Source organism: Erwinia sp. JH02 (assembly GCF_013074405.1).
Classification (GTDB): domain Bacteria; phylum Pseudomonadota; class Gammaproteobacteria; order Enterobacterales; family Enterobacteriaceae; genus Erwinia; species Erwinia rhapontici.
On the sequence record NZ_JABANZ010000010.1, the window covers coordinates 78641 to 92841 of the forward strand.

General features: G+C 52.2%; 20 protein-coding genes. 6 read left to right on the forward strand and 14 right to left on the reverse strand.

All coding sequences use genetic code 11. The annotated features are described in order from the left end of the window. Nucleotides 1–34: 34 nt before the first annotated feature. The 10 genes from HHI26_RS20640 to HHI26_RS20685 all read right to left on the reverse strand — a co-directional run bounded on the left by HHI26_RS20640 (nucleotide 35) and on the right by HHI26_RS20685 (nucleotide 6427). Nucleotides 35–2422 (reverse strand): replication endonuclease, encoded by a 2388-nt coding sequence (locus HHI26_RS20640; RefSeq protein ID WP_171149605.1) that lies wholly within the window; start codon nucleotides 2420–2422, stop codon nucleotides 35–37. Then, the gene (locus HHI26_RS25380) at nucleotides 2415–3014 is read right to left on the reverse strand and encodes a hypothetical protein (RefSeq protein WP_205945646.1); all 600 of its coding nucleotides are present in this window, start codon (nucleotides 3012–3014) and stop codon (nucleotides 2415–2417) included. Before HHI26_RS25380 ends, HHI26_RS20640 begins: the two co-directional genes overlap by 8 nt. Continuing rightward, a complete protein-coding gene (locus tag HHI26_RS20650; protein WP_171149606.1) occupies nucleotides 3007–3819 on the reverse strand; it encodes a Dam family site-specific DNA-(adenine-N6)-methyltransferase in 813 nt (270 codons plus the stop codon). The genes HHI26_RS25380 and HHI26_RS20650 overlap by 8 nt, the downstream gene beginning before the upstream one ends. After that, on the reverse strand, nucleotides 3816–4415 hold the full coding sequence (locus HHI26_RS20655) for a 3'-5' exonuclease (RefSeq protein ID WP_171149607.1): 600 nt from the start codon (nucleotides 4413–4415) through the stop codon (nucleotides 3816–3818). Before HHI26_RS20655 ends, HHI26_RS20650 begins: the two co-directional genes overlap by 4 nt. Continuing rightward, complete coding sequence (locus HHI26_RS20660) at nucleotides 4412–4639, reverse strand: TraR/DksA family transcriptional regulator (RefSeq protein WP_171149608.1); 228 nt, start codon at nucleotides 4637–4639, stop codon at nucleotides 4412–4414. The genes HHI26_RS20655 and HHI26_RS20660 overlap by 4 nt, the downstream gene beginning before the upstream one ends. Continuing rightward, nucleotides 4639–4869, reverse strand: coding sequence for a DUF2732 family protein (locus HHI26_RS20665; RefSeq protein ID WP_171149609.1), 231 nt, complete (start codon nucleotides 4867–4869; stop codon nucleotides 4639–4641). Before HHI26_RS20665 ends, HHI26_RS20660 begins: the two co-directional genes overlap by 1 nt. A 74-nt stretch (nucleotides 4870–4943) precedes the next feature. Beyond that, complete coding sequence (locus HHI26_RS20670; protein WP_171149610.1) at nucleotides 4944–5390, reverse strand: hypothetical protein; 447 nt, start codon at nucleotides 5388–5390, stop codon at nucleotides 4944–4946. An 84-nt stretch (nucleotides 5391–5474) separates the two neighbouring features. Then, entirely contained in the window at nucleotides 5475–5735 is a 261-nt protein-coding gene (locus HHI26_RS20675; RefSeq protein WP_133846413.1) for a hypothetical protein, read from the reverse strand. A 136-nt stretch (nucleotides 5736–5871) separates the two neighbouring features. Continuing rightward, on the reverse strand, nucleotides 5872–6138 hold the full coding sequence (locus HHI26_RS20680; protein WP_171149611.1) for a hypothetical protein: 267 nt from the start codon (nucleotides 6136–6138) through the stop codon (nucleotides 5872–5874). Between the two features lie 7 nt (nucleotides 6139–6145). Further along, complete coding sequence (locus HHI26_RS20685) at nucleotides 6146–6427, reverse strand: Cox family DNA-binding protein (RefSeq protein ID WP_171149612.1); 282 nt, start codon at nucleotides 6425–6427, stop codon at nucleotides 6146–6148. Nucleotides 6428–6561: 134 nt separating this feature from the next. On the opposite strand from HHI26_RS20685, the gene HHI26_RS20690 reads away from it, so the two are divergent. The 3 genes from HHI26_RS20690 to HHI26_RS20700 all read left to right on the forward strand — a co-directional run bounded on the left by HHI26_RS20690 (nucleotide 6562) and on the right by HHI26_RS20700 (nucleotide 8261). Continuing rightward, entirely contained in the window at nucleotides 6562–6864 is a 303-nt protein-coding gene (locus tag HHI26_RS20690) for a helix-turn-helix transcriptional regulator (protein WP_171149613.1), read from the forward strand. A gap of 25 nt (nucleotides 6865–6889) precedes the next feature. After that, entirely contained in the window at nucleotides 6890–7189 is a 300-nt protein-coding gene (locus HHI26_RS20695; protein WP_171149614.1) for a helix-turn-helix domain-containing protein, read from the forward strand. A gap of 82 nt (nucleotides 7190–7271) precedes the next feature. Continuing rightward, the gene (locus tag HHI26_RS20700) at nucleotides 7272–8261 is read left to right on the forward strand and encodes a tyrosine-type recombinase/integrase (protein WP_171149615.1); all 990 of its coding nucleotides are present in this window, start codon (nucleotides 7272–7274) and stop codon (nucleotides 8259–8261) included. Nucleotides 8262–8494: 233 nt separating this feature from the next. On the opposite strand, the gene cpxP is transcribed toward HHI26_RS20700, so the two are convergent. After that, nucleotides 8495–9004, reverse strand: coding sequence for a cell-envelope stress modulator CpxP (gene cpxP / locus HHI26_RS20705; RefSeq protein ID WP_133846419.1), 510 nt, complete (start codon nucleotides 9002–9004; stop codon nucleotides 8495–8497). 152 nt (nucleotides 9005–9156) lie between these two features. On the opposite strand from cpxP, the gene cpxR reads away from it, so the two are divergent. Genes cpxR through trmL form a run of 3 tightly spaced genes read left to right on the forward strand, consistent with a single transcriptional unit; the run spans nucleotide 9157 to nucleotide 11743 of the window. Further along, the gene (cpxR, locus tag HHI26_RS20710; protein WP_133846420.1) at nucleotides 9157–9855 is read left to right on the forward strand and encodes an envelope stress response regulator transcription factor CpxR; all 699 of its coding nucleotides are present in this window, start codon (nucleotides 9157–9159) and stop codon (nucleotides 9853–9855) included. After that, a complete protein-coding gene (gene cpxA, locus HHI26_RS20715) occupies nucleotides 9852–11231 on the forward strand; it encodes an envelope stress sensor histidine kinase CpxA (protein ID WP_133846421.1) in 1380 nt (459 codons plus the stop codon). The genes cpxR and cpxA overlap by 4 nt, the downstream gene beginning before the upstream one ends. 38 nt (nucleotides 11232–11269) lie before the next feature. Next, on the forward strand, nucleotides 11270–11743 hold the full coding sequence (trmL, locus tag HHI26_RS20720) for a tRNA (uridine(34)/cytosine(34)/5-carboxymethylaminomethyluridine(34)-2'-O)-methyltransferase TrmL (RefSeq protein WP_171149616.1): 474 nt from the start codon (nucleotides 11270–11272) through the stop codon (nucleotides 11741–11743). An 81-nt stretch (nucleotides 11744–11824) separates the two neighbouring features. On the opposite strand, the gene cysE is transcribed toward trmL, so the two are convergent. Genes cysE through secB form a run of 3 tightly spaced genes read right to left on the reverse strand, consistent with a single transcriptional unit; the run spans nucleotide 11825 to nucleotide 14187 of the window. Next, nucleotides 11825–12646 (reverse strand): serine O-acetyltransferase, encoded by an 822-nt coding sequence (cysE, locus tag HHI26_RS20725; RefSeq protein WP_133846423.1) that lies wholly within the window; start codon nucleotides 12644–12646, stop codon nucleotides 11825–11827. A gap of 60 nt (nucleotides 12647–12706) precedes the next feature. Beyond that, entirely contained in the window at nucleotides 12707–13726 is a 1020-nt protein-coding gene (gene gpsA, locus HHI26_RS20730) for an NAD(P)H-dependent glycerol-3-phosphate dehydrogenase (protein ID WP_133846424.1), read from the reverse strand. After that, a complete protein-coding gene (gene secB / locus HHI26_RS20735; protein ID WP_133846425.1) occupies nucleotides 13726–14187 on the reverse strand; it encodes a protein-export chaperone SecB in 462 nt (153 codons plus the stop codon). Before secB ends, gpsA begins: the two co-directional genes overlap by 1 nt. Nucleotides 14188–14201 lie beyond the last annotated feature (14 nt).

Here is a 14201-nt window from a genome sequence, read left to right on the forward strand (position 1 = left end):
TCATTTCTGACCACCGGACAACTGGCCAGCATGGTCATTTTTGTCCGCTTTGCTGCCTTGTTGAATTCGCCAGCTTATAAACACGACTCATTAAACTGCTCTTAATCTCTTCATCACTGCGGCCAGCATCCCTGATAGCGCCGTCGGCCTGTGCCCGCCAGCGCTTACCGTTCAGCGTTAAAATCTCACCAGCCGCCAGCTTATTAGCCTCAAGCTCAGTGATGTTCAGACCACAACTTTTAGCAAAATCCGCCAGCGCCGCCGCACGTCCCGGGGCTACTGAAGCAACTCCCTGAACAGCCGAACGCGGCTTTTTACTCAGTGACACAAGATTTTCATTGAACGCCCGGCGTTGCTTACGGGTCATTTTGTCAAAATCAACGCCGTCCCAAATATTGACGTCGGTAACCACCGCTGGCGGTACCACATGGTCACCTCTGACCGTGCTCGATACAGCCATTTTTTTCAGCTTTCGCGGCTCCCGCGTACAGTTATTGACAGAACTCCAAGGGGCGGCGGGGCCGCCTGATAAAGCCAGGTCAACACCCACTGCAACACCTTTAACGGCCTCTTCTTTCGCTTTAGGGACTATCTGATAGCTATTGGTACGGGTGAAGATGACCGACGAGACCGGATCAAATGGCGAGTACACGCCAGTCACATGACTGACGTCATCACCGTAGTCATTGCCGTTTTCAGTCACTTCATAATTGAGGCGTACGCGAAGAAGATCGCGAGGAACCAGAGGACCGCCCTGTGCTGTAACATATCCCGCCCAGTCATATTCACCTGCGGCAACCTGCGCCGGGACTATCTCAGGGAAAAGCCAAAGGTCACGATCACGCAAGCGGCCAAGCTCGCGATAAACGGTGACCGGCGCACCGCCGATCTGCTGGAACTGTCGTATGTTCCAGCGGGAGGCCCACGCGCTGACGCGTGCAGACATCTCCGTCAGAAGCTCCCCGGTTTCATCATCCGTTTCACCATCAAGCCCGTGGGCGTCGATATTTTTAGAGATGTATTTCGCGATATATCCGGTCGCCGATCCGAAAGCCTCGTCGATGGGAACATGCTTAAAACGGTTTTCTTGCGCGCCCTTCTCACCACCATCAACTTTCAAAGCATATTTGCGGAAAATTGCACGTGCCGCCTCAACCTGATCAGGCTTAAAGAACAACAGCGCGTGCCAGTGCGGCGTTTCATCGTGGTGTGGCTCAGCAACACGAAAGCCGAATGTGCGAATGCCTTCCCGCTTCCATTTAGCACGCACTTTCGACCATACGTTACAGAGATAACGCTGTGTTTCGCGAGGGCTGGCACCGTTGTATTTATTATTCCGTCGCCCGCTTTGCTGCATCGCATGGAACTTTGACGGGGCCGTCAGGGTATAGAACTCTCCAACCAGCCCGTCAGCTTTCGCCAGGTCTTCAAACCCACGCATACGCGCCATCAGCTCAGCGCGACGAATATTTTTATTAGCAACGCTGCCATTAACTTTGTCAGCCAGCGATATCCGCTCCCCGGTTTCTTTATCCTCAAGCTCCATCGCATTGATATATTCACGGTTTGCTTTTTTTTGTGCCTGCCATTCCTTCAGACATGGCTCACTGCAATATGGCGTAGCTTTTTTATGGACGTAGCCAGCTGCGATCATCAGATGTTCACGCCACTGGTCATGCAAACGGCGCAGGCGGCGCAGCCACCACGCAGACGACTCAATACGGGCAACGCAGCGTAACGCATCGTCTGCCGTCAGCTCCTCTTTGCAGTACGCTCGCCAGCCCGGAGCCGTCATGTTCAGATGGGTAATAAGCCAACCAGCCCGGCCATAACCTGAGATGATCGCGAATTCGTAATCACCATGTCGTGACAGCTGATGATCAGACTCACGCATAAATTCAGCAGTAAGACAGTCAGCCAGGCGGTAAGCCAGCTTCTTCAGTTCACGTTTACCCGCCCACGGAATGCGGCGCAGATCATCACGCAGATGCATGAGGTTCATAGGCAGCGTATCTAACGGCAGGTATTTTTCGTTAACGCCATCAATACGAGGAAGAACAAAGCGCCCAAAGGTATTTTTCAACCAGCTGGACGCTTTCTTATTCCCCTGATTTTTTTCTACGTTGCTTAATTTCTGGTCGTAGTAACGGCGGATATACTGCGGCAACGAATCCAGACGGCGGCGCAGTAAACGGACCTCCGAATCCCCGGTTTTTTTCTGTCCGTCATAATCAAAAAGGGAAATGCTGCGCTTTTCGCCATCCAGATTACGGTAACGAATTACGGAAGGTGAGCGATCAAGCTCTTCAAAATTATACTGGCGCGGTGCGTTCCATGCGAAAGCCCCGGCAGGCTCAGGGAGCATACCAGGGAACGGTGGTGGAGGTGATGGAGCTACTCGGCCGCGAGTGTGATCAGTCATTTGTACCCTGGCCAGGCAGCTTTAGATCCTTCGCATATTCCCAAATACCATCATCGGCAATGAACGCGCCACCCGATTGCCCATTGGCGGGATTACGAAAAACAGCAAGACCAATCGAGTGTAATATTTCGGTATTTATGCGACGCAATAAACCGCGTCGTGACAGCTCATTCCAGTCCACCCAATCATGACCACCAAAATCTGGCTTCGGGACCACCTCAGACGGCAAAAGGCAGTACGAACCAATAATCAGTTCGCGGCGATAATCCGTTGGTTCTTCATATACAAAGTACGAGCCTTCACCGGGGTTACTGATTTCCCAAAGAACCACCGGTGACGACTTCAACCGCATAGCCTCGGCCTCAGCCACAACCGCACGATCCCTAATCCATTTTTTTTGATTCTCCTGCTCTTCAACACGGCCCCTCAGTTCAAAAATGTACTGATCAGCTTCTGCTGAAATATGCGCAAAACGTTTAAGCAATTCGGCCTGAATCGCTTCTGGCGTTTCGCAATAGCCAGGCTGCCCAAGCGCAGCAGCAAAATCAGAAATCTCACTGTCGATCAGTTGTTTAATTGTTGGCTTACGCATGGGACACCCCCGCACCACGACTAACAGCCAGGATCTCAGCCGCTTTCTTCCCGGCACCGGCGGCAACGCCAACACTGCGAAACGTGGTAATGCTGTTCAGGCTGAAACCTGCATACGCCTCGCGGGTAAACTCTGTGTCGCTATTCGAAACCACAACCGGATAGCCCTGGCTACGCAGCTGTTCAAGATGCGCAGCAAGCTCAATCTGTTCAGGGCGGCCAAAACGGGCTGTGTGGTACTGGGAGAAAGTGCCGTCATATGGTGAATCGCTGTAGATCACGTCACCGGCCTGAACCATTGCGAGGGTTTCGGCGAAACCGGCACAGACGAACGTCGCCCGGCCAGCCTTTTCAGCAAAGGCGCGGATCTCGTTTTCAGGGAAATAGGGTTTGGCGATTTTTTCGAACGGGATATTAAAACCGCCGCTAAGGTTGTAGCGGCAAGCACCACGATAACCGTGTCGGTTCAGATACAGGAAGTAGACAGCGCGATACAGCAGCGTGAGCGCTGGCTCGTTATTGAACTCGGCGCGGATAGCCTTGTAACACTCGGCTGTTTTATTCTGCGCGAACACCTTTGCGGCCAGCGCGATGAAGGCGTTTTCATGCTGCTTGATCTGGACGTACATGTTAATCAAATCAGCGTTAATATCCGCAATCAGGTACGCCGGATAATCGGTGTTCATCATTACGGCACATGAACCGGCAAACGGCTCAACAAGGCGATCACCGGGTGGCAGATGTTTTTTCAGCTCTGTCATCACTTTGACCTTGCTGCCAAGCCATTTCAGAATGGTTTTATTCATGCTGCACCGCCCGCAGCAATCGCTTTGATTACACCCAGCGTAAGCAGACAATCGGCTAAAGCGCGGTGCGCCTGCCCGATGACTTCAACACCCTGCTGTTCTGCTGCTGCCGTGAGCCGCTGCCACTTATAGTTACTCCGACGGTCGTCCCACTGCCCGTAAAATTCCGCATAAAGCAGCATTGCGCAGTCATGGATGTTGTTAATTACTGCTGCCTCCGACTCGGAAAAAGCCGTTGTGCCACCACTTAAAGCCGCAGTTTGATGAATTAACCGGGAATCATATTGAGAGTTATAAGCAACGAATCCGCTTGACCGCGTAATCAATCCACACACGTCATGGTGTACTTCAGACCAGCATGGCGCATTTGCAACCATCTCATTCGTGATGCCGTGAATAGCAGTAGCTTCAGCAGGAATACTTTTAGAGGGCTTAATCAGGGTATCCAGAATTACATCGCCACGAGCGTTAATAATCGCGATCTCAACAATCTCATCAAGACCACTAAGGCCCGTTGTCTCAGTGTCCAAAATCAGGCGATTTTCAGCCAACCACCGACGTGCCGTGTTCACTGCCATCAAACTGTTATCATTCATTTTTTATCGCCTTTTAGGTGGGCTGCACGCCGCTCAATAAGCGACTGGCAGAAAACGCAGGTAGTGACGCCAAAAATTGCAGCGCGGCGAACCTCAGGAATTGGCTCCCCGCACTCTTCGCAGAAAAAAGCGCTGGGCTGCGTTGGTAGCTGCCGGGCGCTGTTGATTTGACGCGCCAGCGTTTCCGCCTGGCGCTCCTGCTCTAAATCCATTGCGTCCGCCATCAGTGCAGCGCCTCCGCCTCACCCTCAAAACGCAGGGCTTCTTTCATCAGCAGCGCAACGACGTCTGACGTAGGAAGTTCTTTTTTAGCGATATGGATAGCCAGGGCGTTCAGGCGGATTGAAACGGAGAGGGCTTTTGCCTTCTGGCCTTCGGCATTTGCTTTCGTGAACAGCGCAGCCATAGCAGCTTCTGCATTTGCTTCTATCAGACGGCTTTCCAGATTTTTCATGTGTAGTCTCCTGAAAATGGACAATAAGAATCCCGGCGCAAATAAAGCGCCTGTTTTCACAGCTGTGGTTTAAATCAGAATCCGGCGGCGTTATTTACTTTGCTGCGCGGTATTTCGGCATCATCGGCGCGATAATCTTCCAGCGATGCTGGAATTACGTTCCGTGGATTTTTTAAGGCTTCCTCTTCGCCTGGCTGGCTGTAAGGAATTTTATTAGCCAGTTTCTTTATTTCTTTCATTCCGCGAATAACGGTCAACTTCTCTTTAACCGTCAGCTGGTCATAATTTAAAGAAACGTGCTTTTCAGATAGTTTGTCCATCACCTGCGGTGAACGGATTGCAAGGGAGTTACCCAGCACAAAAACAACTTTGCGTTCTGCCATATTCAGCTTATTAAATGCCAGTGCCATCTTGCTCCCGCCACGCATTTCATCAACTTTCTTGTGAAACGCCTCAAGGTGGGGCCGCGCTATCGCGGCGTGTGGGTTTACCGCACTAAGTCCTCCCGCAATGATCCGCACAGCCACCTCCTAAAAAACGTTGCTTATCAGGCGCACCACTCGTAAATGATGCCTCGGATAGGCCCGGCGCTAAGCGCCGGATTATTACCAGCTACCCGGAATTGGGTAGTTACCGCAGCTGACTTTAGAGATCAGCCGTTCAACTTCTTCATAGGCCTCATTGTCTCCAGCGGCGTTCGCCACTGTCTGCAAACCTTCAAGACCTACGCTCAGACGAAATGCATGATCTGCGGTAGACGTTTCACGCACATGCGGCGCAATAGCCGTAGCTGCTTTTAAATTCATAATTTTATGGTGGAATGCATTTAGCAGGTTATCCGCCAGTGTCCGGTATTGTTCGCGCATGATTCTATTTCCGTAATTTGATTATTTTGCTGTGCGTTTCATTTTTGCCCTGCGGCAGTAATCACGGATCATTAACTGGATACTTTCAATTACGCCGTAAGCGACTGCGCACAATGAAACAATAAAAATAATATCGTCACTCGTCAGTGGTCGTGACATTTGTAATTTCCGAAGTAGGAATAAACCCGGTTAATTTAATGAGCCACTTTTCCTGATCAGCACACAGCTGGTCGATGATATTTATCGCCTCATCCTGCGCGAAGTCCTGACCAAAATAGTTGCCGTCCTTTGTCACGATGTAGCGGTGACGCGGGAACAATGGTGACCGTGGCGCACGTGAGATAGAGAATCCACGATACAAAGAAAGGTGCTTATGCACTTCAACCAACTGATGCGCCATCATCACCACCTTAATTTAGTCCCAACCAAAGCAACCAGGCATCGCGTTGTTCGGTCGGTCGGCTGTAATATGCATCCCGCATTGCACGATTAAATTCAGGGAGATAGACCATTTTCTCCCCGGCACGCGCTGTAGGGTTTTCCGGGTTCCGCCATTCGATCAACGGCAGTTTGTTACTTTCAGCCATCGCTTTGATAGCGCTGGTCGGCTTGCCGATCATTTCTCCGAAGCGCTGGTATGTAACAGCGTCGATAAGGCTCTTAACCTCGGAAACATCACTAATTACGCTCATCGTGTTAATCTCCTGTGTTGGGTTCCAACTGCTTCTAACTGCTTCCTACGGCTTCTAGCGGCGGTTGGCTTTAATTTAAACTGCCAGTACTGACATCAGTACTTAACGTGCAGATTAGTCTTGAGGTTGGTACTTTGTCAATAGACTATGCAAAAAGACTGCGACTTATCCGAAAATCAGAGAAGCTCACACAGCCAGCTTTCTCTGCCCTTACAGGCGTAGCGCTAAGCTCAATTAAAAATTATGAGACTCAAGGTGTGGATGTTGGGCTGGGAATTATCGAAAGAATTCTCGCGGTAGATGCGTTCAAAAAATACACGCTGTGGCTGATGACAGGTGATACAGCTCCTGAAGCAGGCCAAGTCGCACCGAAAGGTGCTGAAGAGATAATCTCGGAGGGCGATATAGCTAAAGCTGCAATCAAGCAGCCTCGCTAATCAATACAAACTCTGGAGAACAAGCATGAATAGGGATTATGGGCAGAAATTAAGAGCCATCAGGAAGGCGGAGGGTTTCACTCAGGCGGCACTATCTCATCAAACAGGCATAGCTCTTAGCTCGATCAGAAACTTCGAGACAGACGGCGATAGCGTAGGCCTGAGAATCATTGAAAGAATTCTTGAGGTCGAACGATTTCAGAAATACACGCTGTGGCTGATGATCGGCAAAACTTCTGAAGCAGCCGGACAAATTGCTCCGGCTCTCTCACACAGTGGGCCAGAGAAAACAGAATCACCCCAATTAACAGGCAGGGCTGGTTAGGGTTACATTCAGCCTGGCTTTTAAGCCACGGCACCACAGCGAACGAAGAAGCAGTAACACCATCAATCAGGAGGCTCACCAAATGAGCATTAAAACCCTTGATGATGGTCGATACGAAGTGGACATAAGACCGGTGGGACGCGATGGAAAACGCATCCGCCGGAAGTTTGACAGAAAGTCAGAGGCGCGAGCCTTTGAAATGCACGTAATAGCCACCGCAAGCAAACGGGAAGAGTGGCACACACCGAAGGCGGAGAGGCGCAAGCTGACCGATCTGGTAGCTGACTGGTTTGAAGTTTATGGCTCAACCATCCCAACCGGGATTATCGAAAGGAGGCATCTTCTTAAGACCGCCGCGCATTTGGGCAACCCGATGGCTAACGCTCTGACAACAAAGCAGCTTCAGCAAATGCGTATCACGCGGCTGAATGAGGGGATCACGGCTTCCACGATTAATCGTGACATGTACCGCCTGAGCGGCCTGTTTAAGACGTTAATTAAGATGGGGGAGTACAAAGAGCCGAACCCCATTGAGAAACTGCCAGTTCTCAAGCAGGTTGCTCCTGAGGTCACTTTCTTAATGCCCGATCAGATAAACCGCCTGCTGGCCGTTCTGAATGGTGACGAAAGAAAGGTGGCACTGCTGTGCCTCAGCACAGGTGCAAGATGGAGTGAGGCTTCGAACCTGGGGGCCATGCAAGTGCGCATGCAAAGGGTTAGTTATGTTGCGACCAAAAACGGAAAAAATCGGGTTGTGCCGATTTCTGAAGAACTGGAAAAACTCATTAAGACGAAATCAACCGGTAAGCTGTTTAAAGTTGATTATGAAAACTTCCGGATCAAGCTGAGGACTGTAGTACCTGACCTGCCACGCGGCCAGGCAACACATGTACTCCGGCATACGTTCGCCAGCCACTTTATGATCAACGGTGGCAACATCGTGACATTGAGGGATATTCTGGGACACGCGGGTATTCAGCAAACCCTGATATACGCCCACTTTTCCCCTGATTTCCTTCAGCACGCGGTGACGTTAAATCCACTGCGGGGCGGGGTTGAAAAGGCGTACTAAGCAGTAGTGCCATTTTATTAATAGATACCGGCACGCATGGTCACTTCTGACCGCGAGGAGTGACCACATCGCGACCACATTCCAGATGGTTGTAACTGGTTCTAACTGCTTTAAACTTTTATAAGTGGCTGAATCAGAAGGGATAGTGACGTAAGTCACTGAAAAAAAACCCCGCCATCATGGCGGGGGAAGACAGGGATACGTCTATGGCAAGGAAAAACAGGGATACTATGTTACTGGGTACTGCCGGTACTGCTTGCTGCCTGCAGCGGTGAAGCCTGCTGCATGTTCGTTAGCCGGCGCATTTCATCAAAGCGCTGCTGATGTTTCTGTTCTAAAACGTCCTGCTGCTGAGGCGTTAACAGGTGATACATCTGGTTGCGAACCCGAGCCATCTCGATTTGGCGCGCTACCTCTGCCTGTGAAATTTTTTCCGCCTGAGCCTTGTAGGCCGCTTCATCAAATTTATCTGCAATAATCAGTTCGTGCAGTCGCTCTAAATCGTTAATACTTATAGGAGAACGATCGTGTCGTGCCTGCTGCATCAGATCTCGTAGCTGCTGACGCTGCTGTTCCGTGAGGTTGATGCCATCAAACATATGACTCTGCGGAACCTGCCTCAGTGTACGGTTTGCTCCGTCATCCTGATGCATCTCGTCAGTCGTCGCGACGTTGTCAGCCCATGCGGCGGAGAGAGTGAACATCAGCGCCGGAACAACAACGACGGCGGTAACTTTGCGCATCGTTTACTCCCAGGTTTGTTTCCGTATTTCGATTCAACGAGAATGAGTCTACGGTGCCTGCTGCAAACATGCGTCAGGGGGTGTAAAACTACGTAAAGTCATGGATTGAGCGCATTCGTTCACGGTATTTTGCCTGCGGAGGGCAATAAAAAATGAATAAGATCCTGTTGGTTGACGATGACCGCGAATTGACTTCGCTACTGAAAGAATTGCTTGAAATGGAAGGATTCAATGTCCTGGTGGCCGGTGACGGCGAACAGGCACTGGCGCTACTGGACAGCACTGTCGATCTATTATTACTTGATGTGATGATGCCGAAGAAAAACGGTATCGATACCCTGAAAGAACTGCGTCAGCAGCACCAGACGCCGGTCATTATGTTAACCGCACGTGGTAGTGAACTGGACCGTGTCCTTGGTCTCGAACTGGGCGCAGATGACTATCTGCCGAAACCGTTTAACGACCGCGAACTGGTTGCCCGTATTCGTGCCATTTTGCGTCGTTCTAACTGGAGTGAACAGCAGCAACAGCACGACAACAGCTCACCCACGCTGGAAGTGGATTTACTGCGCCTGAACCCGGGTCGTCAGGAAGCCAGTTTCGATGAGGTCACGCTGGATTTAACAGGAACGGAATTCACGTTGCTCTACCTGCTGGCACAGCATTTGGGCCAGGTCGTATCCCGTGAACATCTCAGCCAGGAAGTTCTCGGCAAGCGACTGACACCGTTTGACCGGGCAATTGATATGCATATCTCTAACCTGCGGCGTAAGCTGCCGGAGCGCAGAGACGGCCATCCGTGGTTTAAAACGCTGCGTGGCCGGGGATATCTGATGGTGTCTGCTACATGATATCCAGCCTGACCACCCGCATCTTTGCCATTTTTTGGCTGACTCTGGCACTGGTATTGATGCTGGTGTTAATGCTGCCCAAGCTCGATTCCCGTCAGATGACGCCGCTGCTGGATAATGAGCAACGGCAGGGGATTATGATTGAGCAGCACGTTGAAGCGGAGCTGAGTCAGGATCCGCCCAATGACTTAATGTGGTGGCGTAGACTATTCCGCGCCATCGATAAATGGGCTCCGCCCGGTCAACGCCTGCTGCTGGTCACCAGCGAAGGGCGTGTGATTGGCGCTCAGCATAACGAAATGCAGGTGATCCGTAACTTTATCGGCCAGTCCGATAATGCCGATCATCCGCAGAAGAAAAAATATGGCCGACTTGAGATGGTCGGGCCATTTTCCATACGCGACGGAGAAGATAACTATCAGCTGTATCTGATCCGTCCGGCAGGCAGTTCGCAGCTCGATTTTATTAATCTGCTGTTTGACCGCCCGCTGTTACTGCTGATTGTCACGATGCTGATCAGTTCACCGCTGCTGTTGTGGCTGGCATGGAGCCTGGCGAAACCCGCACGTAAGCTTAAACATGCTGCCGATGATGTTGCGGCGGGCAATCTGCGTCAGCGGCCTGAACTGGAATCCGGACCGCAAGAGTTTCTGGCCGCGGGTGCCAGTTTTAATCAGATGGTCAGTGCGCTGGAACGTATGATGAACTCTCAGCAGCGGCTGCTGTCCGATATCTCTCACGAATTACGCACCCCGTTGACACGCTTGCAGCTGGCGACCGCGTTGATGCGCCGTCGTCATGGTGAAGGCAAAGAGCTGGGCCGGATTGAGATGGAGGCACAGCGTCTGGATGGCATGATCAACGATCTGTTGGTGTTATCACGCACTCAGCATACCAATGCGCTGGTCAGTGAAGCCATTAAGGCTAACCACTTATGGTCCGATGTTCTGGAAGATGCACGCTTTGAAGCGGAACAGATGGGGAAAACACTGGAGGTGCCTTATCCACCCGGTCCGTGGCCGCTGTACGGGAACCCCAGTGCGCTCGAAAGTGCGTTGGAAAATATCGTTCGCAACGCGCTTCGCTATTCACACAGCAAGATTTCCGTCAGTTTTGCCGTGGATAAACAGGGTATCACCGTGCATGTGGATGATGATGGGCCTGGTGTCAGCCAGGAAGATCGCGAACAGATTTTCCGTCCGTTCTATCGAACTGATGAAGCACGCGATCGTGAATCCGGCGGCACAGGTTTGGGCCTGGCCATTGTTGATAATGCTATTCAGCAGCATCGCGGCTGGGTCAAAGCTGACGACAGCCCGTTGGGTGGATTGCGTCTGACACTCTGGCTACCGCTGTATACCACTCAGCGTGAATAATTTGCTATCCTTCGGCCCTCGTTCCTGAGGGCCGTAACATGCTAAATATCGTTTTATTTGAACCCGAAATTCCGCCGAACACCGGCAATATCATTCGTTTGTGCGCCAATACGGGCTTTAAACTGCACTTAATCGGTCCGCTCGGTTTCGCCTGGGATGACAAACGGCTACGCCGTGCCGGGCTGGATTATCATGAGTTCACCGCCATTACCCATCATGAGAGCTATGCGGCATTTACGGCCTCAGAAGCCCCACAGCGCATGTTTGCCCTAACGACTAAGGGAACACCTGCCCACAGCGCTGTCAGCTATCAGGCGGGGGATTACCTGCTGTTTGGACCTGAAACACGTGGCCTGCCCGCGACCATTCTCGATGCACTGCCTGCGCAGCAAAAAATCCGCATCCCGATGATGCCGGATAGCCGCAGCATGAATCTCTCGAACGCAGTGTCAGTAGTCGTGTATGAAGCGTGGCGGCAGCTGGATTACGCAGGGGCACTGCTGAGGAATTAAGCCGGGCGAGGCATGCCTCGCCCCTGCGTGAATGCGGAGTGTGATGGCTGTACGTAGGGGTCGGGCATGCCCGACCCGCTGTCAGATCCCGTCGCCGAATTCGAAGCCTGGCACCATGCCATTGAAATGCTGATCCATATCCATCGACGGCTTATCGCTGCCCGGCTTGCCGACAATACGTGCCGGCACGCCAGCGGCAGTGGTATGCGGCGGTACGGGCTGTAACACCACAGAACCCGCCCCAATTTTTGCTCCACGCCCGACTTCAATATTGCCGAGGATCTTGGCACCCGCACCGATCATCACGCCTTCGCGGATCTTAGGATGACGATCACCACTGGTTTTGCCCGTACCGCCCAGGGTGACTGACTGCAGGATCGATACGTCATCTTCAATGACTGCCGTCTCACCGACAACGATCCCGGTGGCGTGGTCGAGCATGATGCCACGGCCAATTTTCGCTGCCGGATGAATATCGACAGCAAAAGAAACAGACACCTCGTTTTGCAGGTAAACCGCCAGTGCACGACGACCTTCGTTCCATAACCAGTGGCCAATACGATAAGCCTGCAACGCATGGAAGCCTTTCAGGTACAAAAGCGGCGTCGAGTACTTGTCGATCGCCGGGTCGCGCTGACGTACCGCCTGAATGTCACAGGCAGCAGAGATGATCATCGAGGGGTCCTGACGATAGGCATCCTGAATGACTTCACGGATGGCGATCGCTGGCATGATTGGGTTTGCCAGCTTATTGGCCAGCATATAGCTCAGAGCGCTACCCAGATCGTCATGTTTGAGTAGAGTGGCGTGGTAAAAACTGGCCAGCATTGGTTCACAGTCGGCCAGCGCACGCGCTTCCGTTTTAATGTTATCCCAGATCAGTTCAGGCTCTACACACGGCATGGCTCTCTCCCCATTAAAAATGGCGTCCGGTCAGACGCCACAGGCTACAACACGCTCAGTTCAGCTCCCGCTGTTTTCGTCCTTCCTTGTGCGGCCGAGCAGATTTAATGCTGCCTCGCGCGCATCTTTTCCGCAATAGAGCACCTGATAAATTTGCTCGGTGATCGGCATCTCCACGCCATAACGCGCGGCCAACGCCTTCACTTCTTTGGTATTGCGGAAACCTTCCACGACCTGGCCGATAGTTTGCTGTGCACCTTCAACATCAGCACCCTGCCCCAGCATCATGCCAAAACGACGGTTACGCGACTGGTTATCGGTACAAGTCAGCACCAGATCGCCCAGCCCGGCCATGCCCATAAAGGTGGTGGGATCGGCACCCAGTGCAGCACCCAGGCGGCTCATTTCAGCAAGGCCTCGGGTAATCAACGCGGTACGCGCATTGGCACCAAAACCAATACCGTCCGACATGCCAGCACCGATAGCGATGACGTTTTTCACGGCTCCGCCCAGCTGCACGCCGATAAAATCAGGATTATTATATACGCGGAAGCTTTTGCCACAGTGCAATAGCTGCTGCAAATCATCAGCAAACACGACGTCTGTTGCCGCCAGTGCAATCGCCGTAGGCAGACCTGCTGCCAGCTCTTTGGCGAAAGTCGGGCCTGAAATGACAGCCAGTGGAATGGTATCGCCCAGGATCTCACGCGCCACATCTTGCAGCAACCGCCCGGTTTCTTTCTCCAGACCTTTCGTCGCCCAGACCAGGCGAGAATCCGCACGCAGGTGTGGCTTGATCTGCTTGAGCACATCGCCAAACACATGGCTGGGAACCACTACCAACAGATCGCGGCTGGCGGATATTGCTGCGGCAAGGTCGGTTTCGAGGCGAAGGGTATCCGGGAAAGGAACATCAGGAAGGAAAGCGGTATTACAACGGTCAGCCTGCAACTGCGCCTGATGCTGGGGATTATGGCCCCACAACACCACTTCGTGGCCGTTACGGGCCATCGTAATCGCCAAAGCGGTGCCGTACGAGCCGGCACCGATTACGCTCATGGATGCATGAGGGCTATCCATTAAGCATCCTGCTGAGGCGCTGCACCTTCTGACTGCTGCAGGTAGTTCATAAACAGCGCGTCAAAGTTAACCGGAGCAAGATTCAGCTGCGGGAAGGTGCCACGTGATACCAGGCTGGTGATGCACTCACGCGCATACGGGAACAGAATGTTCGGGCAGTATGCACCCAGGCAATGTGCCATCTGGTTTCCTTCGATACCACCGATAGAGAAGATACCTGCCTGCTGTACTTCGCACAGGAACGCGGAATCTTCGCCAACAGTTGCGGTAACCGTCACGCGCAGCACGACTTCATACACATCGTCAGCCAGTTGGCTGGAGGCAGTGTCGAGATCCAGTTTAACTTCCGGTTCCCATTCTTTCTGGAAAACCTGCGGTGCGTTTGGCGCTTCAAAAGAGATATCTTTAGTGTAGATACGTTGGATCTGGAAAGACATCTCGGTGTTGTTCTGTTCTGACATGGTACGTAATCCTA